This is a genomic window from Rhizobium sp. SRDI969, from assembly GCF_025152725.1.
GTDB lineage: Bacteria > Pseudomonadota > Alphaproteobacteria > Rhizobiales > Rhizobiaceae > Rhizobium > Rhizobium leguminosarum_I.
Genome location: NZ_CP104037.1, coordinates 134,924 through 153,066, shown reverse-complemented (window position 1 = coordinate 153,066; position 18,143 = coordinate 134,924). Strand labels below are relative to the sequence as shown.

Here is an 18,143-nt window from a genome sequence, read left to right as displayed (position 1 = left end):
GCAACGGGGTTTTCGTTTGGACGAGCGGGAGATTTCAGAGTGCGCCGTTCTTCGGCGGTGTCACACCGTTCAAATGGTAGTTGCCGACGACGTGATATTTCCAACGCACGGGATCATGCAGCGTATGGGTGCGGGCATTGCGCCAGTGGCGGTCGAGGTTGAGGCCTGTTTGTACCGACGAGGTTCCGGCAAGCTCGAAAAGCGTGTTCGAGGCCTCGATTGCCACTTCGGTCGTCAGCACCTTCGCCGCAGCGACCGCCAGCGTCGCTGCGATCACCTTTTCCTCCGTCGTCTCGACCTGCGCGGCATCGACCATGTGGCCGGCGCGCTCCACCAGAGCCGTTGCGGCTTCCAGCCGGATGGCGATCTGGCCGACTTTGGCGATCGTCAGCGGATCGTCGGAGGCACGCTCAAGGCCGCTATCCATCCAAGGGCGCGATTTCGTCCTGACGAACTCCAGCGTTTCGGCAAAGGCCGCCCGTGCGATGCCGAGATCGACGCCGGCATGGATGATCTGACCAACGGAACCGATCGTCGTCGGCCGCTCGAAGCCCTTGTGATGGAAGACCACGGAATCGGCGCTGACATAGACATTGTCGAGGATCGTCGAGCCGCTGCCGGTGGTGCGCTGGCCAAAACCGTCCCAGTCGTCGACAATCTCGACACCTTCGGTGCCCTTCGGCACAAAAGCCATGGTCAGCCGATCCTCCGGATCGAGCGCGAAGATGGTGATCCAGTCGGCGAAGAGGACGCCGGTCGAATAGTATTTGCGCCCGTTGATCCGGTAACCCGGACCGTCGCGGGTGATGCGCGTATTGTAGTGGCCGACGGTCTTGGTGCCGCGCTCGGACAGCGCATTGCCGAAACGATCGCCGGCCAGCACGCGGCTGAAGAAATAGCGCTGCTGCTCCTCGCCGCCGTCGGTTCTGAGCGCCTCGAGAATATAGAAATGGTTCTGCGGGATCTGGCCGATCGAGCCGTCCGCCTCCGACAGGATCGCGGTGATCTCGGCAAGCACGGCGTTGGAGACGTCGAGCCCGCCATATTGCGCGGGCACGGTGATCGCCAGGAGGCCGGACTGGGCGATGAGATCGAGTTCGCTAAACGGCAGTATCCGCTCTGCGTCACGCTCGGCGGCGCGCGCGGAAAATTGCGCCGCCAGTCTGTGGGCGGTGGCGATCGCCTCCTCGTCGCTGCCGATACGGTCGGCCACGGGCCGGATCTGGTCTGCTTGCCTCAGCACGGTGTTCATCGATGCTCCATTTCTGACGGCCCTATCGGTGAAAGAAATCAAGCGTCGAGATAAGAGTACAAATTCTATAGATGTGATAGAAAATGAAAAGTGTTTGCTTATCAGGCTCCGACCGCCGCGATTAGGCTTCCGGTCTGGCGTTTGCGCGAAAACGCGGGTCGGAGAAGCAATGAAATTCCTGCGTGAAATTTCCGCAGCCGGCCTCGATTTGATTTCAGCGACCTCTTACCTAACCGATATCCAATGCGTCGCCGTAGCGACTCCAGACAGAACGCCCAATGCGGGACAGGCGGTCGCCTTGCCCGATCCATGAGGAAAATCATGACCCCACGGCAGTTGCGCCTCGGCGCCTTCATGCGTCCCGTCAGCCTGCATACCGGCGCGTGGCGCTATCCCGGCTCCTATCCCGACGCCAATTTCAATTTCGCGCATCTGAAGTCCTTCGCGCAGGCGTTGGAGCGGGCGAAATTCGATGCGTTCTTCATGGCCGATCACCTTGCCGTGCTCAATATGCCGGTCGAGGCGCTGCGCCGCAGCCACACCGTCACCTCCTTCGAGCCCTTCACGCTGCTCTCGGCGCTGGCGGCGGTGACGGAGCGTATCGGCCTCGTCGCGACCGCCTCCACCACCTTCGACGAGCCCTATCACATCGCTCGTCGTTTCGCCTCGCTCGACTATATCAGCGGTGGCCGCGCCGGCTGGAACATCGTCACGACGTCCAACCCCGACGCCGCGCTCAATTTCGGCCTCGACGAACATGTGGAGCACGGCGAGCGCTATCATCGCGCCCGGGAATTCTACGACGTGGTCACCGGGCTCTGGGACAGCTTCGCCGACGATGCCTTTATCCGTGACCGGGAAAGCGGCCTGTTCTTCGATCCGGAGAAGATGCATGTGCTCGGCCACAAGGGCGAGGAACTCAGCGTCCGCGGACCGCTCAATATCGCCCGGCCGCCGCAGGGCTGGCCAGTCATCGTCCAAGCCGGCCAGTCGGACCCCGGCCGCCAGCTTGCCGCGGAGACCGCCGAGATGGTCTTCTGTTCGCCGCGCGATCTTGCCGCGGGCAAGGCGCTTTATGCCGATATCAAGGGCCGCATGGAAGCCATCGGCCGCAACCGCGAGCATCTGAAGATCCTGCCTGCCGCCTTCATTATCGTCGGCGACAGCATCGAGGAGGCCCGCGCCAAACGCGCCACCCTCGACAGTCTGGTGCATTACGACAGCGCCATCGCTTCGCTTTCGATCGCGCTCGGCCATGACGCTTCGGGCTTCGATCCCGACGCACCGCTGCCGGCCGATATTCCCGACACCAATGCCAGCAAGACCGGTCGGGCACAGGTGCTGAAGCTTGCCGCCGAAGAAAATCTGACGGTGCGTCAGTTGGCGCAACGTTATGGCGGCTATGCCGGCCTTGCCTTCGTCGGCACGCCGGCCAGCATCGCCGACGAGATGGAGCGCTGGCTGGACGACGAGGGTTCGGATGGTTTCAACGTGGTCTTCCCCTATCTGCCGCAGGGTCTCCTCGACGTCACCGAACGGCTGGTTCCCGAGCTGCAGCGCCGCGGCCTGTTCCGCAGTGAATACGAGGGCACGACGTTGCGCGAGCATCTCGGATTACCGCGGCCGGAGAACCGGTTCTTTGCATCAGGTACATGAGGGGGCTCGCTTCTGCTTTCCGGAAGCAAGCCGATAGTGCTCAGGCCATGATCCCAACCCGAAATGCATCGCTTTCGCCCGGCATCAGTTCGAGGGGCCAGATAATGTTGCGGTCGCCTCCCGGATAGAAATCTCGATAGACCGGCATGGTGGCGAGAAGCATCTGGCCGAGCGCAACACCGAGATCGTAGAGCGAGATGCTGAAGCAACTCAGCGACGGCTGCAGGAACCGTGCGCGCGGAGCGTCGCGGAAGCCGATCACCGCAAGGTCGCGGCCGGGCATGACGCCCGATTCCATCAGGCGGCGGTAAAGGCCGATCGCCATCAGCTCGTAGATCAGGATCACCGCCGTCGGCCGCTCTTCGAGCAGCAGCAGCTCATGGGCCGCCTGATAGCCGCCCTGTTCGCTCGACCTGACGCGGATGACGAGTGACGGGTCGAAGGCAATGTCGTGCCGCTCGAGCGCCCGGCGATAACTGTCGATAAAGAGATAGCCGAGGTTGGCCTCGCTCGACGGCGCGGTGATTGCGATCCGGCGATGTCCCAGCGCGATCAGCCGCTCGACGGCATGGTCGGCCACGCCCTCGAAATCGAGATCGATCCAGGGGAAATTGCTGGCCGAAAGGCTGCGGCCGAGCGCGACGAAGGGGATCTTCGCCCGCGACAGAAAGTCGATGCGTGGGTCGACGCGCTGCGTGTCCGAGATGATCATCGCATCGACGATGCGCCGCGCCACCATCCGCTTCAGATATTCGTGCGGGTCCTCATCGCTCGGGCAGGGCAACATGATGAGGTCGAGCTTGTGGCGAGCAAAGACGCTCTGCAGGCCGCTGGTGACGCCGAGGAAGAAGTTGTCGGCGTTCTCGACCGTCTCCTTGCTGGATTCGATCATCAATCCGATGACCTTCGTCTCCCCCTGCCTCAGGCTCCGCCCAGACTGGTTGGCGACGTAGCCGAGTTCCTCGGCCGCCGCCAGCACCCGCCGGCGGGTTTCCTGATTGACATCAGGCTTGCCGTTCAGCGCGCGGGAGACCGTGCCGATCGAAATATTCAAGTGTTCGGCAAGCTGGCGAATCCCCTTCATCGCTGACGATTTTCCCCGGAGCATGATGCCGAAAAGTGTGCGCGGTTTTCGTACGACATCATGCTCCCTTTCTTTAATTCAGATCCGTCCGGATCTGGGGCCCGTAATTTCCCAGTTGGCGTCTATTGACACCGCAAAATGTTTCCGCATACAGTCGTAAACGTTTACGGAGTGCGTGTCACGAGGAGAGTTGACACCATTCCCCTGGAGGAAATCGTGAAATTCAGTGCCATTCTGTGCGGGTGCGGAGCTATGTCCAAAGGTTGGTTGCGAGCCATCGCTTCCAACCCTCTGCTGGCCGACTCCATCACCATTGTCGGCCTCGTCGACCTGAACCGGGAGACGGCGGAAAAGCTTGCCGGGGAGTTCAGCCTTGAAGGCGCCGTCATCGGTTCGGACCTGTCCGACGTGATCGCGGCCACGAAGGCCGACCTGGTCTTCGATATCGTCATTCCGGCTGCGCGCTACGACGTCGTTTCGACGGCACTCAAGGCCGGCTGCCATGTGCTCAGCGAAAAGCCGATGGCGGCCTCGCTTGCAGAGGGCGCCGCACTGATCGATCTAGCCGCCGAGACCGGCCGCATCCACGCCGTCATCCAGAACCGTCGCTTCATATCAGGCGTCAGGCGCCTGCGCCGCTTTGTCGACAGCGGCGCGATCGGCGAACTCACCGGCATCCATTGCGACTTCTTCCTGGCGCCGCATTTCGGCGGCTTCCGCGAAGAGATGGACAACGTCTTGCTTCTCGACATGGCGATCCACACCTTCGATGCGGCGCGCTACGTCGCCGACAGGAAGCCGCTCGCCGTCTATTGCGTCGAGCGCAATCCGAAGGGTTCGTGGTACCGGCACGGCGCCGCAGCCAATGCCATCTTCGAATTTTCCGACGACATCGTCTTCACCTATCGCGGTTCCTGGTGCGCCGAGGGCGAGCGGACCAGCTGGGAAAGCCAATGGCGTCTCGTCGGCTCGAAGGGAATGCTCACCTGGGATGGCGAGGAGAGTTTCAAGGCGACTGTCGCCGGTGAAGAGCCCGGCCTTTTGCATGGTTCCGCTGCCGTTAACGTTCCCGGTCCGGAACATGACGAGGAGACCCATGGCCACGCCAGCGTCATCGCCGACTTCATCGCGGCGATCGGCACCGGCAGACGGCCCGAGACGGTCAATTCCGACAATATCAGAAGCCTTGCCATGGTCTTCGGCGCGATCGAAAGCGCCAAGACGGGCAAGCGCGTCGAAATTTCAGCATAGGATCAAGTGACGTGAGCAACCCTGCAAAATCCATTCGTATCGGCACCATGGTCAGCGGCAACAACGGCGATGCCGCGGCGCGCATCGGCGAGATCGCCGATATGGGCTTCGAAAGCTTCGAGCCCTTCTTCTGGCAAACGACCAAGGGCCAGGACCTTGCCGAGCTCGGCAAGCGCTGCCTCGATGCGATCGGCGACCGCGACATCACCATCTCGACGCTCGGCATGTTCGGCAACCCGCTGGAAGAAGCCGCAATCGACCTCGAAACGCTGGACGGCTGGAAGCACTGCATCGACAATGCCCATCACTTCGGCGCCACCTGCGTTGCCGGCTTCACCGGCCGCATCCGCGGCAAGCCGCTGACCGACAGCCTGCCTCGCTACAAGCAGGTCTGGAGCGAGCTTGCCAAGCGGGCGGCCGACAAGGGCATCAAGATCGCCTTCGAGAATTGCGCCATGGACGGCAATTGGGCAAGCGGCGACTGGAACATCGCCCACAATCCCGATGCGTGGGAACTGATGTTCAACGAGACGGCGGACGAGAATATCGGTCTGGAATGGGAGCCGTGCCATCAGATGGTCTATCTGATCGATCCTTTGCCGCAGATCCGCAAATGGGCGCACAAATTCTTCCACGTCCACGGCAAGGATGCGACCATCCGCTGGGAGGTCATCAAGGAACACGGCATCTTCGGCAAGGAGAAGTTCGTCTTCATGCGCACGCCGGGCTTCGGCGACAGCAACTGGACCGACATTATTTCAGAACTGCGCCTTGCCGGCTGGTCTGGCTCGATCGACATCGAAGGCTGGCACGACCCGGTCTATCGCGACGCGCTTGAGATGACTGGTCAGGTTCACGGGCTCAACTATCTGAAGAAGTGCCGGGGCGGAGATTTCGTTGTTGATCCCTGATCGACCGCCTAAGCTAGCGCCGCCGGGCTGGGAGGCCCGCCGGCGCCACGCCTGACTAACTTGGGATTTTTCGCGGCGCAGCCGCTTTTTTGGGAGGAAAGCATGAAAAGAATTGCAAGACTTGCGCTAGCACTCGGCACGGCGATGCTGATGACATCGGTCGGCCATGCCGAACAGAAGACCTTCAAGATCTGGTGGTTCGAGGAGCCGACCACGGCTCAGGGCATTGTCTGGAAGAAAGCGCTCGAGGAGTTCAAGACGAAACATCCAGACATCAACGTCAGCTTCGAGCAGAAGACCTTTCAGCAGTTGCAGGCCTCAGGCGGCATGATCCTCAATTCCGATCAGGCCCCCGACGTGCTTGAGTACAACAAAGGCAATGCGACCGCTGGCTTGGTTGCAAGCCAGGGATTGCTCACCAACCTGGATGACTATGTGAAGAAAGAAGGCTGGGACAAGATCCTTAACGAAGGCGATTTTGTCCTGAGCCGTTATGACGAAAAGGGCATCTATGGCTCCGGCCCTGTTTGGGGCGTTTCGGTCTTCGGCGAATATGTCTCGTGCTTCTACAATATTGACATGTTCGAAAAGGCAGGCCTCAAGCCGCCGACGACGCTCGAAGAGTGGGTCGCTGACATGGAAGCCTTCAAGCAGAAGGGTCTCACGCCTCTCGCGCTCGGGGCGATCGACACCAGTGGCCAGCACTTGCTAGCCTCTCTAGCCTATACCAAGGCCGATGACGCCTGGGTCCAGAATTATCAGGGCTTGAAGGCTCCCCTCGACGGCGCGCCCTATCTCTATGCGGCGCAAACATTGCTCGACTGGGTCAAAAAGGGCTACATCAACAAGGACTCCACGGGCATGAAGGACCCGGACGCGGCTCTGCTCTTCACCTCCGGCAAGGCGCCGATGTACGTCTCGGGCACTTGGAATCTCGGCACCTTCGCCTCGACCATCAAGGACTTCAAGTGGGGTCAGTTCGTCATTCCGACGCCGAAATATTCGGTTGGCTCGACAGGCAATCTCTGGGTCGTTCCCAAGGGTAGCAAGAATCCCGATCTCGCCGCCGAGTGGATCAGCCTGACCTTGTCGCCGAAATACCAAGCTGAACTCGGCAATGCCGGCGGCGTGCCGATCGCCGCTGATCTTTCCGTCATCACCAACCCCATCGGTAAGAACGCCGCAGCGGTTTTCAAGCAGATCTCTGACAAAAACGGCCTCGGTTTCTATCCTGACTGGCCGGTTCCCGGCTACTACGACGTGCTCAACCAGAAGGACACCGGTCTCTTCCAGGGCAGTCTTACTGCGGAGCAGTTCGTCGAACAGATCAAGCAGGTTTACGACGACACGCAGGAAAATCAGTAGCGCGACCTTGAACGCTGGGCTGCGCCGAAGGCGCGGCCCAGCGGGCGAGGCTGAAGGAAGAATGATATGGCCATATCCAGCCAGCGATCGAGCGACGGTTCACGAAGCTATAGCCTCTATCTCATTCCGGGGACGATCGGCTTCATTCTGATTGTACTCATACCGCAGCTTGCGAATCTCGGGCTGAGCTTCACGGCATGGAAAGGCGTCGGCACGCCACGACCGGTCGGCCTGCAGAACTATCATCGCCTGCTGACGGATGATCAATTCTGGGGATCGATGTATCACACGCTGCTGTTCATCGTTTCGATGACCGTGATACCGGTGTGCATCGGCCTGGTCCTAGCCGCTCTGCTGTTCGACTATGTCAGGGACCAATTCGGTGAATGGGTCTCGAGCTTTTTCAGAGCCGGCTTTTACTTACCGCAGATTCTGCCCGTAACGGTCGCGGGCGTCCTCTGGGGTTGGATTCTCAATCCCGTCGGTGTCATCAACATCACGCTAAAGGCCATCGGCCTTGATAATCTCGCACAGAACTGGATCGGCGATGCGACATACGCCCTTGCTGCCGTCTCGCTGGTCATTGTCTGGATACAGGTCGGTTACTGTCTGGTGGTTTTCATGGCCGGTCTTTCGCGTATCGACCCTTCGCTCTACGAGGCTGCCGAGCTCGATGGGGCAAACTGGTGGAGCCGGCTGGTGACGATCACCATTCCACTTCTGGCGCCGGAGATTTTCGTCGTTGTGCTGACCACGCTGATCGCAGCGCTTAAAGTCTTTGCGCCAATCTTTGTCATCACCGCCGGCGGCCCCGATAACGCCACCCTCGTGCCATCCTATCTGACTTACTACCACTTCTTCACAACACAGCGCGTCGGCTATGCCGCAGCCATCGCGGTCGTGCAAACGACTCTGACGATCGCTTTGGCTGTCATTTTCCTACGCTTCCAGAGCCAGCAGGAGTCGAAGGAGTAGATCATGGCTTACTCAGTTCTCAGCGATGGTACGACCAAGGCAAAGGCGACGGTGGCAGCCGACCGCGCGCGACGCGATCCCATGCGGTGGGTGGTGCTGGCCATCCTTATTCTACTCCTCGCCTTTACGCTGTTTCCCTTTTTCCTTGCTCTGCTCAACGCCGTCAAGGCGAGTGCCGAATACGCGGTCGGCGGACCGCTTTCGATTCCCCGGTCGATCGATCTCACGGCGATCGAGAAATTCTGGACCGTGTCTGATTTCAGCCGCAAGCTGCTCAACAGCGTGGTGATCAGTCTCGCCGTGTCGGTGTTGGGGGTACTGATAAGCCTGTTCAACGCCTATGCGATTGGGGTCGGCAAGGTGCCCGGTTCGCGCCTGATTTTGGTGGTCTTTCTTCTCGGCATTATGGTGCCGCAGGAATCGATCATCTACCCACTTTACTACATGGCGAAAGCGAGCGGTCTCTACGATACGCAGCTTTCCGTGATCATTATTTTCGCGGTCCTGCAAAGCGCGTTCGGGACTTACCTGCTCTCGACCGTGCTGAGCACCTTTCCGAAGGAAATCCTCGAAGCGGCCGAGATGGATGGTTCGACCCACTGGAAAACGCTGTGGTTCGTGGTCGTCCCAGTACTGCGGCCGACACTCATGGTCCTCGGAACCTTCTTTTTCATCTGGACTTGGAACGAATTCTTGATCCCGCTGGTCATGCTGGTGTCCAACAACAACCAGACGGTCTCGGTCGCCATGGGCCTCACCCGCGGTCAGAATATGTCGGACCCGGTGCTGCAGGCCTCGGCGGCTTTCCTGGGTATAATACCGACCGTGATCTTCTTCTTGATCTTCCAGCGCACGTTAACGCGCGGCATCGCCGCCGGAGCAGTCAAATGACAACGTTTTTCACCCTTGGCCATCTCATCGGCCCCGCTTGGGGACCAGCAAGGTTTTCGGCATGAGCCAGGACATCCAGATCGAACTCTCGGGCATCGAGAAGCACTACGGCGCCTTTCATGCGCTTAAGAATGTCAACCTTTCAATTCCCAAGGGCACGTTCGTCGCGCTGGTCGGCCCATCCGGATGCGGCAAGTCCACGTTGCTCCGCTCGCTTGCCGGGCTGGAAAAAATTACCGGCGGCACGCTGAAGATTGCCGGCGAGGTGATGAACGACGTCCCGCCGCGGGAGCGCAATATCGCCATGGTTTTTCAGAGTTACGCGCTGTATCCGCATATGACGGTGGAGCAGAACCTGACCTATTCGCTGAAAATGCACGGCGTCCCCAAGGCTGAGGCAAAGCGGAAAGCCGAGGCAGTCGCTGTCATCACCGGTCTTTCACGGCTGCTCGACCGTTATCCGCGCCAGCTTTCGGGAGGCCAACGGCAGCGTGTAGCCATGGGCCGCGCCATTATCCGCAACCCCCAGGCCTTCCTGTTCGACGAGCCGCTTTCCAATCTTGATGCGGCGCTACGCGTCTCGATGCGCAAGGAAATCCGCGCCCTGCACGATCGGCTGGGCGCCACCTCGGTGTATGTTACCCATGACCAGATCGAAGCGATGACGATGGCCGACCATGTGGTGGTGATGCGCGACGGCATCATCGAACAGCAAGGCGCGCCGCTTGATCTCTATGACCGGCCGGCGAACCGGTTCGTCGCCGGTTTCATCGGTTCGCCAGCGATGAATTTCATTCCCGCGATTGCCGCGGAAGACGGCAAGAGCCTTATCCTGGATTTCGGCGCGGTGAAGCAGACGCTTGCGATCACCCGCGCCATCGAACCCGGGCGTAAGCTCATCGCGGGCATCCGGCCGGAACATATCGGCGTCGTCGAGCCCGGCCATGGCAGCTTCGACGTGCCGATCGCTTTCGTCGAATCGACCGGCTCATCGACCTTCATCGCCGCAGCCACCCAGCCGGAACTGACGATCGTCGAGACGCGCCGCGACAGGGTCAAGGCGGGGGAGATGATCGGACTTTCGGTCGATCCGGACCAGATCCATCTCTTCGACGCGTCGACGGACCACGTCATCTAAAGGCACCAGCCCGTCGGCTTGGAAATGTCATAAATCGAACCTGGTGACGCCATCGAGCCAGATCTCGAAGCCATCACCGGCGACCGGCTGCGCGACAACTCGACCCGACGATCGCCTGACGGCCTGCCGGTCGAGCTTCGATCGGCTGGCAAGAAAAACAGATCCTGTACATTCATCGCTGTTGACAACGGCGAGCAATCGATATTGTCTTGTAAAGCGCTTTACTAAACCGCTTTACAACAGGTCCAGTCAATGGCCAAGGGAACGACACCAAGCCTGAAGGATGTTGCGGCGGCTGCCGGGGTGTCGGTCACGACAGTGTCGCGTTTCGTCAACGGAAGCCTCGACCTTCCCTTTCAGACCAAGAAGCGCATCGAGGATGCGATCAAGACGCTGAACTACCGGCCGAACCCGCATGCGCGCCGGTTAAGCAGGGGGCGCTCGGACACGATCGGTCTCGTCGTGCCCGATATCGCCAATCCCTTCTTCGCGACCCTGGTCGCCGCCGTCGAACAGGCGGCCGATGAAAAGAAGCTGGCGGTCTCGCTGCATGCGACGCTCAACCGGCCGGGGCGCGAAATCGAATATCTGCAGCTGATCGAGCGCAATCACGTCGACGGCCTGATCTTCGTCACCAACCATCCCGACGACGGCGCGCTTGCCGCGCTGATCAACGGCAGCGGCAAGGTCATCATCGTCGACGAGGACATTCCCGATTCGAAGGCGCCGAAGCTGTTCTGCGACAATGAGCAGGGCGGTTATCTCGCCGGCCAGCATCTGGCCGAGCAAGGCCATCGCCATGTCCTCTTCATCGGCGGCGACGAGCGCATGATCAGCGCCCGCAGGCGTTATGACGGCCTGCTGAAGGCGCTCAGAGAACGGTATGGCGACGAAGCCCGGGCCGATCGTTATGCCGGCGAATACACGATCGAATACGGCCGCGCGGCGGCACTCGACTATCTCTCCGGGGACCGAAAGGCGACGGCGATCTTCGCTAGCTCCGACGAGATCGCCATCGGGCTGGTCGAGGTCTTCAGAATCCGAGGCGTCTCGATTCCTGATGACATCTCGGTCATCGGCTTCGACGACGTCGGTCCGCTTCATCTTTTTGCACCGCCGCTGACGGCCATCCGCCAGCCGGTGCGCCAGATCGGAAGGCGATCGCTGGAGCTGCTTCTGGAAACCAATTGGCACGAGTGGAAACCATCCGCTTCGGAGGAGCTGGTGCCCGTCGAAATCGTGGTGCGGAACTCCGTTGCGCCGCCTGCGAAATAACAATCAGCAACGTCAAAAAACCAAAAGAGGATGAGAACATGACACGGAATTTGACAAGACGGACGATGATCGCAGCCGCCGGATTTACGGCATTGACCTTCATCGGCCTGTCCGGCGCTGCGGCACAGGAAAAGAAGACCATCGCGCTGGTGCAGATCAACCAGCAGGCGCTTTTCTTCAATCAGATGAATGAGGGCGCCCAGAAGGCGGCCGATGCCGCCGGCGTCAAGCTGGTGATCTTCAACGCCAATAACGAGACGACGGCGCAAAACAGCGCGATCGAAACCTACGTCCAGGAAAAGGTCTCCGGCCTTGCCGTCGTGGCGGTCGACGTCAACGGCATCATGCCGGCGGTCAAGCAGGCGGCCGATGCCGGCATTCCGGTCGTCGCCATCGACGCCATCCTGCCTGATGGTCCGCAGAAGGCGCAGATCGGCGTGGACAATGCCGCGGCCGGCGCCGACATGGGCAAATACTTCCTCGACTACGTCAAGGCGAACATGGGCGGCAAGGCCAAGCTCGGCGTTGTCGGCGCGCTGAACTCGTTCATTCAGAACATCCGCCAGGACGGCTTCGAGAAGACCCTGAAAGGCGTCGACGGCATTGAAATGGCCGGCGTGGTCGACGGACAGAACATCCAGGACAACGCTCTTGCGGCGGCTGAAAACCTGATCACCGCCAATCCTGATCTGACCGCGATCTACGCCACCGGCGAGCCGGCCCTGATGGGGGCGATCGCCGCTGTCCAGAGCCAGGGCAAGCAGGATAAAATCAAGGTGTTCGGCTGGGATCTGACTGCCGAAGCCATTGCTGGCATCGATGCCGGCTTCGTCGTCGCCGTCGTCCAGCAGGATCCGGCCGCGATGGGCGGTGCCGCCGTCGACGCGCTCGTCAAGGCTTCGGCCGGCGAGGCCGTCACCAAGACGATCTCGGTGCCGATTACCATCGTGACCAAGGAAAATGTCGAGCCGTACCGGGCCGTCTTCAAATGATCGCAAGCGGACAGCGTGACATCGCTGCCGCCGGTTCCGGAGGGGTCGCATCCTCCGGAAGCGGAACATCCGGCGGCACCCGATCCGACCCGCGCATCTCGCTGCGCGGCATCCGCAAGTCGTTCGGCTCTCACCAGGCCCTGCGCGGCGTCGATCTCGACATCTTCCCTGGCGAATGCCTGGGGCTCGTCGGCGATAACGCCGCCGGCAAATCGACGCTGACGAAAATCATCTCGGGAACCTACATTCCGGATGCCGGCACGATCACCATGGAGGGCGAAGAGGTTCGCTTCTCCGGCCCCGCGGATGCGCGTGGGCGTAACATCGAAATGGTGTTCCAGGATCTCAGCCTCTGCGATCATATCGATGTCGTCGGCAATCTCTTCCTCGGCCGCGAACTCAGCCGCGGGCCGTTTCTCGACACCAGGACGATGCTGTCCGAGGCCCGCAAGATGCTGGATTCGCTCGAGATTCGCATCCCGAGGCTGACCGGCAAGGTCGCCCAGCTCTCCGGCGGGCAGCGCCAGGCGATCGCCATTGCACGCGCCGCCTCCTTCAAACCGAAGGTGCTGATCATGGATGAGCCGACCTCGGCACTTGCCGTGGCCGAGGTTGAGGCGGTTCTCGCCCTGATCAACCGCGTCAAGGCAAACGGGGTCTCGGTGATCCTCATCACCCACCGGCTGCAGGACCTCTTCCGGGTCTGCGACCGTATCGCGGTGATGTATGAGGGCACGAAGGTGGCCGAACGGCAGATCGGCAGCACCAACCTCGAGGATCTCGTCAGGCTGATCGTCGGTGAAGGAGCCAGACAATGACAGCTTATACGGAACGCGGCCACGGCTCGCGCGTCGCCGATTTTGTCGGTGAACACGCACAGGTCCTGTCGATCGCCATCTTCTTCCTGGCCTGCATGATCTTCTTCTCGATCGGCAGCGAAACCTTCTTCACGCTCGGCAACATCCTGAACATCGTGCGCCAGGCAGCCCCCATCCTGATTGTCGCCATCGCCATGACCTTCGTCATCATCACCGGCGGCATCGATCTGTCGGTCGGCTCGCAGGTCGCCCTCGTCAATGCGGTCGCGGCGATCATCATGGCAATGGGTGTACCCTGGCCGTCAGTCGTCATCGGCATGGTCTTGCTCGGCGGCTTCATGGGACTGGTCCAGGGCTGGTTCACCGCCTATCAGGGCATCCCGGCCTTCATCGTCACGCTTGCCGGGCTCTCGATCCTGCGCGGTCTGGCGCTCTATCTGACCCAGGGCTATTCCATCCCGATCAAGGATGCGCCGGGCTTCTTTGCGCTCGGCCGGGGTGAAATCCTCAGTTTTCCGATCCCGGCGGTCATCGCTGTCGTCATCGCCATTCTCGGTTATGTCGTCATCACCGCGACCAAATATGGCCGCCAGGTCGTGGCGGTCGGCTCCAATGCGGAGGCGGCGCGGCGTGTCGGCATGCCGGCCAAATGGATCATCGCCTCGGTCTATATCGTCTCCGGTATCGCCTGCGCCGTCGCCGGCCTGCTGATCGCCGCTCGTCTCGGCTCCGGCTCTTCCAATGCCGCCGTCGGTTTCGAGCTGCAGGTGATTGCGGCCGTGGTGCTCGGCGGAACGTCGCTGATGGGCGGACGCGGCACTATTCTCGGCACCGTGCTCGGCACGCTGACCATCGCCGTCATCGGCAACGGCCTGATCCTGATGCACATATCGCCGTTCTTCACCCAGATCGTCACCGGCGCCATCATCCTCGTTGCCATCTGGCTGAACACGCGCATCTTCACGGCCAATTTCCATTTCCGGCTGGGCAGGAAAGGATGAAGCGATGAACGAGCAGACAACAGAAAGCCTGTCCGAAGCGCATGTCCGGTCGGGCAAGGTGATGACGGTCACCGGTCCAATTTCGGCGGACGCGCTCGGCGTGACGCTGATGCACGAGCATATCCTCAACGACTGCCGCTGCTGGTGGCACGCGCCGAAGACGCCGGAGCGGCAATATCTTGCCGAAAGCTTCGTCTGCATGGAGATCCTCGGCGAACTCCGGCAGGACCCTTTTGTCAACAAGCACAATATCACGCTCGATGACGAACATCTGGCAGTGACAGAACTCAAGGATTTCGCCACGGCGGGCGGGCGCACGGTGGTGGAGCCGACCTGCAAGGGCATCGGCCGTAATCCGCTGGCGCTACAGCGCATCGCGAAAGCATCCGGTCTCAATATCGTGATGGGGGCCGGTTATTATCTCGACTCCTCGCATCCGGAAGGCGTCGCGACAATGAGCGTCGATGACATCGCGCTAGAGATCCTCCGCGAGGCGAGGGAAGGCGTCGACGGCACCGGCGTCAGGATCGGCCTGATCGGCGAGATCGGCGTCTCCTCGGATTTCACCGCCGAAGAGGAGAAGTCGCTGCGCGGTGCGGCACGCGCACAGGTGCTGACCGGGCTTCCGCTGATGGTGCATCTGCCGGGCTGGTTCCGTCTCGGCCACCGCGTGCTCGACGTGGTGGCGGAGGAGGGGGCGGATCTCCGCCACACCGTGCTTTGCCACATGAATCCGTCGCATGACGATATCGCCTACCAGAGCGAGCTGGCAGAGCGCGGCGCCTTCATCGAATACGACATGATCGGCATGGATTTCTTCTATGCCGACCAGCAGGTGCAGTGCCCGAGCGACGAGGAGGCGGCGCGCGCGATCGTGCGTCTCGTCGAGGCCGGTTATCTCGACCGTATTCTTCTGTCGCATGACGTGTTTCTGAAGATGATGCTGACGCATTATGGCGGTAACGGCTACGCGTACATCCTTCGCCACTTCCTTCCTCGTCTCCAGCGGCACGGCCTCGACAGGACGGTTCTCGACGAAATTATGCGCAGCAATCCGCGCCGCGTCTTTCAGGCCGGAGCCTAGCTCCATCCATTCAATCGATTACAGGTACGGCAGACCATGACAAAAAAAATTCTCCTCGTCGGCGAGAGCTGGGTCAGCTCCGCCACGCATTACAAAGGCTTCGACCAATTCGGCAGCGTCACCTTCCATCTCGGCGCCGAACCGCTGGTGAAAGCGCTCGCCGGCAGCGCCTTCGAACTCACCTATATGCCGGCGCATGAGGCAGTGGAGAAATTCCCCTTCGAAATGGCCGGGCTCGACGCCTATGACGCCATCATTCTCTCCGATATCGGCGCCAACTCACTGCTGCTGCCGCCGGATGTTTGGCTGCATTCGCGCACGGTGCCGAACCGGCTGAAGCTTCTGAAGGCGTGGGTGGAGAAGGGCGGCGGCCTGCTGATGGTCGGCGGATATTTCTCCTTCCAGGGCATCGACGGCAAGGCGCGTTGGCGGCGCACCCCCGTCGAAGACACGCTGCCCGTCACCTGCCTGCCTTATGACGACCGCGTCGAAATTCCCGAGGGCACCGTTGCCGAGGTAGTAAAGCCCGAGCATGCAACGATGCGGGGCCTCGAAGGCGCCTGGCCGGTGCTTCTCGGCGTCAACGAGGTCGAAGTGCGAGACCGGGCCGATGTCGAGATCGTCGCGCGCCTGCCTCAGGATCAGGGCGGCCATCCGCTGCTCGTCGTCGGCCTGCATGGCACTGGGCGAACGGCGGCCTGGACGTCGGATATCGGCCCGCACTGGCTCTCGCCCGCTTTCTGCGAATGGGAAGGCTACGGCCGCCTCTGGAAGAACATCCTCGGCTGGCTCACCGAAAAGCAGGCGTGATGTCAGCGCCGGGCAGGAATTGGAAAGGGAATGACATGCAGGAAATTTCGGACAGGCCGTCCAACGCTATCAGCGATATCTTCGGCAGGGACAAGGTTCTGATCGGCATGATCCATTGCCCGGCCTTTCCGGGCGCGCCGCGCTACCGGGCGGCTGCGATGGATGCGATCTACGACGCCTGCATGCGCGACGCAGAAGCCTGCGTGGAAGGCGGCCTGCATGGGCTGATCATCGAAAATCACGGCGACGTGCCGTTCTCGAAGCCCGAGGATATCGGCCCCGAGACGACAGGTTTCATGTCCGTCGTCACCGACCGGATCGCGCGCGCGGCCGGTATTCCGCTCGGCGTCAACGTGCTTGCCAACGCGCCTATCCCGGCCTTTGCCATTGCCATGGCCGGTGGCGCCAAATTCATCCGCGTCAACCAATGGGCCAATGCCTATGTCGCCAATGAAGGCTTCATGGAGGGCAGGGCTGCTGAAGCCATGCGCTACCGCTCGCTACTGAGAGCCGAGCACATCAAGGTCTTTGCCGACAGCCACGTCAAGCATGGCAGCCACGCCATCGTCGCCGACCGGTCGATCCAGGAGTTGACGCGCGATCTCGCCTTCTTCGATGCCGACGGCGTCATCGCCACCGGCCAGCGGACCGGCAATTCGGCAACGATGGAAGAAATCGAGGAGATCGGTGCGGCAACACACCTGCCGCTGCTCGTCGGCTCCGGCGTCAACAAAGACAATATCGTCGATATTCTCGCCCGCACCAACGGCGTCATCGTTGCGTCTTCGTTGAAGCACGGCGGCGTCTGGTGGAACCCGGTCGACGTCGAGCGGGTGCGCGCCTTCCGGGCGGCGGCCGAATCGGGACTGGAGGGTTAAGCATGGCAGCAGAAAGCCTTTCAGACCGCATCCTGCGCGAGAACAACGCCGTCCTCGGCACGATGCTCAGCCATCGCTTCGTCGAGGACGTCAAGAACGACAGGCTGAGCAAGGAGGCTTTCGAGCGTTATCTCGTCTATGAAGGCGCCTTCGTCGACAGCGCCATCTCGATCTTCGCCTATGCGGCGGCGACAGCCGGAACGATAGCGCAGAAGCGTTGGCTGATCGCGGTTCTCGATGCGCTTGCCAACGAGCAGATCACCTATTTCGAGCGCACCTTCGCCAGCCGCGGCATCGATCCCTCGTCCTTCGATACCGGCATCGCCGAAGTCGAGGCCTTTCGCACCGGCATGTTGGAGATCGCCCGCCAGGGCGGCTTCCTCGACACGGTCGCGGCGATGTTTGCGGCCGAGTGGATGTACTGGACCTGGTCGAAGGAAGCAGCTAACCGCCCGATCAGCGATCCCCTCTTGAAGGAATGGGTCGACCTGCATATCGATCTGAATTTCGCCGCCCAGGCGCAATGGCTGAAGAATGAACTCGACATGGCAGGAGAAACGCTGGAAGAGGGTGAAAAAGCGCGGCTCAGCGCGATCTTCGGCCGGGCGATGCAGCTCGAGATCGATTTTCACGATGCGGCTTACCTCTAGAGCAATTCCACGCAAAGCGCGAAGCGGTTTTGCCGGAATTGCGTAAAACAAGGGGTTAGAACGGTCTTGCGCTTTCATGAAAAGCTGAACCGCTCTAAGCCCCACCTTGCGA

General features: G+C 61.0%; 18 protein-coding genes. 16 read left to right on the top strand and 2 right to left on the bottom strand.

Translation table 11 applies throughout. The annotated features are described in order from the left end of the window. Positions 1–34: 34 nt before the first annotated feature. The gene (locus N2A41_RS27895; RefSeq protein WP_260111731.1) at positions 35–1,252 is read right to left on the bottom strand and encodes an SfnB family sulfur acquisition oxidoreductase; all 1,218 of its coding nucleotides are present in this window, start codon (positions 1,250–1,252) and stop codon (positions 35–37) included. A gap of 169 nt (positions 1,253–1,421) precedes the next feature. Between N2A41_RS27895 and N2A41_RS27890 the strand changes: the two genes are divergently transcribed. After that, complete coding sequence (locus N2A41_RS27890; protein WP_260111730.1) at positions 1,422–1,565, top strand: hypothetical protein; 144 nt, start codon at positions 1,422–1,424, stop codon at positions 1,563–1,565. Between the two features lie 8 nt (positions 1,566–1,573). Beyond that, positions 1,574–2,908, top strand: a complete 1,335-nt coding sequence (locus N2A41_RS27885; protein ID WP_260111729.1) for an LLM class flavin-dependent oxidoreductase — start codon at positions 1,574–1,576, stop codon at positions 2,906–2,908. Between the two features lie 40 nt (positions 2,909–2,948). On the opposite strand, the gene N2A41_RS27880 is transcribed toward N2A41_RS27885, so the two are convergent. After that, the gene (locus tag N2A41_RS27880) at positions 2,949–3,992 is read right to left on the bottom strand and encodes a substrate-binding domain-containing protein (protein ID WP_260111728.1); all 1,044 of its coding nucleotides are present in this window, start codon (positions 3,990–3,992) and stop codon (positions 2,949–2,951) included. Between the two features lie 216 nt (positions 3,993–4,208). Between N2A41_RS27880 and N2A41_RS27875 the strand changes: the two genes are divergently transcribed. The 14 genes from N2A41_RS27875 to N2A41_RS27810 all read left to right on the top strand — a co-directional run bounded on the left by N2A41_RS27875 (position 4,209) and on the right by N2A41_RS27810 (position 18,031). Then, positions 4,209–5,243: a Gfo/Idh/MocA family protein gene (locus N2A41_RS27875; RefSeq protein WP_260111727.1), complete on the top strand. Its 1,035-nt coding sequence runs from the start codon at positions 4,209–4,211 to the stop codon at positions 5,241–5,243. 11 nt (positions 5,244–5,254) lie between these two features. Continuing rightward, positions 5,255–6,154, top strand: a complete 900-nt coding sequence (locus N2A41_RS27870) for a sugar phosphate isomerase/epimerase family protein (protein ID WP_260111726.1) — start codon at positions 5,255–5,257, stop codon at positions 6,152–6,154. Between the two features lie 102 nt (positions 6,155–6,256). Further along, complete coding sequence (locus tag N2A41_RS27865; RefSeq protein WP_017969211.1) at positions 6,257–7,519, top strand: ABC transporter substrate-binding protein; 1,263 nt, start codon at positions 6,257–6,259, stop codon at positions 7,517–7,519. A 66-nt stretch (positions 7,520–7,585) separates the two neighbouring features. Then, positions 7,586–8,494, top strand: coding sequence for a carbohydrate ABC transporter permease (locus tag N2A41_RS27860; RefSeq protein WP_162116685.1), 909 nt, complete (start codon positions 7,586–7,588; stop codon positions 8,492–8,494). A gap of 3 nt (positions 8,495–8,497) precedes the next feature. Continuing rightward, positions 8,498–9,385 (top strand): carbohydrate ABC transporter permease, encoded by an 888-nt coding sequence (locus tag N2A41_RS27855; protein WP_162116684.1) that lies wholly within the window; start codon positions 8,498–8,500, stop codon positions 9,383–9,385. Between the two features lie 61 nt (positions 9,386–9,446). Further along, complete coding sequence (locus N2A41_RS27850) at positions 9,447–10,523, top strand: ABC transporter ATP-binding protein (protein WP_260111725.1); 1,077 nt, start codon at positions 9,447–9,449, stop codon at positions 10,521–10,523. A gap of 252 nt (positions 10,524–10,775) precedes the next feature. After that, a complete protein-coding gene (locus N2A41_RS27845; RefSeq protein ID WP_260111724.1) occupies positions 10,776–11,798 on the top strand; it encodes a LacI family DNA-binding transcriptional regulator in 1,023 nt (340 codons plus the stop codon). A gap of 38 nt (positions 11,799–11,836) precedes the next feature. After that, entirely contained in the window at positions 11,837–12,790 is a 954-nt protein-coding gene (locus N2A41_RS27840) for an ABC transporter substrate-binding protein (RefSeq protein ID WP_260111723.1), read from the top strand. After that, entirely contained in the window at positions 12,787–13,608 is an 822-nt protein-coding gene (locus tag N2A41_RS27835; protein WP_017969205.1) for an ATP-binding cassette domain-containing protein, read from the top strand. Before N2A41_RS27840 ends, N2A41_RS27835 begins: the two co-directional genes overlap by 4 nt. Then, positions 13,605–14,609, top strand: a complete 1,005-nt coding sequence (locus N2A41_RS27830) for an ABC transporter permease (RefSeq protein WP_260111722.1) — start codon at positions 13,605–13,607, stop codon at positions 14,607–14,609. The genes N2A41_RS27835 and N2A41_RS27830 overlap by 4 nt, the downstream gene beginning before the upstream one ends. A gap of 4 nt (positions 14,610–14,613) precedes the next feature. Then, the gene (locus tag N2A41_RS27825; RefSeq protein ID WP_260111721.1) at positions 14,614–15,693 is read left to right on the top strand and encodes a phosphotriesterase family protein; all 1,080 of its coding nucleotides are present in this window, start codon (positions 14,614–14,616) and stop codon (positions 15,691–15,693) included. 36 nt (positions 15,694–15,729) lie between these two features. After that, positions 15,730–16,503 (top strand): glutamine amidotransferase, encoded by a 774-nt coding sequence (locus N2A41_RS27820; RefSeq protein ID WP_260111720.1) that lies wholly within the window; start codon positions 15,730–15,732, stop codon positions 16,501–16,503. Between the two features lie 35 nt (positions 16,504–16,538). Further along, entirely contained in the window at positions 16,539–17,381 is an 843-nt protein-coding gene (locus tag N2A41_RS27815; protein ID WP_260111719.1) for a BtpA/SgcQ family protein, read from the top strand. Positions 17,382–17,383: 2 nt separating this feature from the next. Beyond that, positions 17,384–18,031: a TenA family protein gene (locus N2A41_RS27810; protein ID WP_260111718.1), complete on the top strand. Its 648-nt coding sequence runs from the start codon at positions 17,384–17,386 to the stop codon at positions 18,029–18,031. The last annotated feature ends 112 nt before the right edge of the window (positions 18,032–18,143 follow it).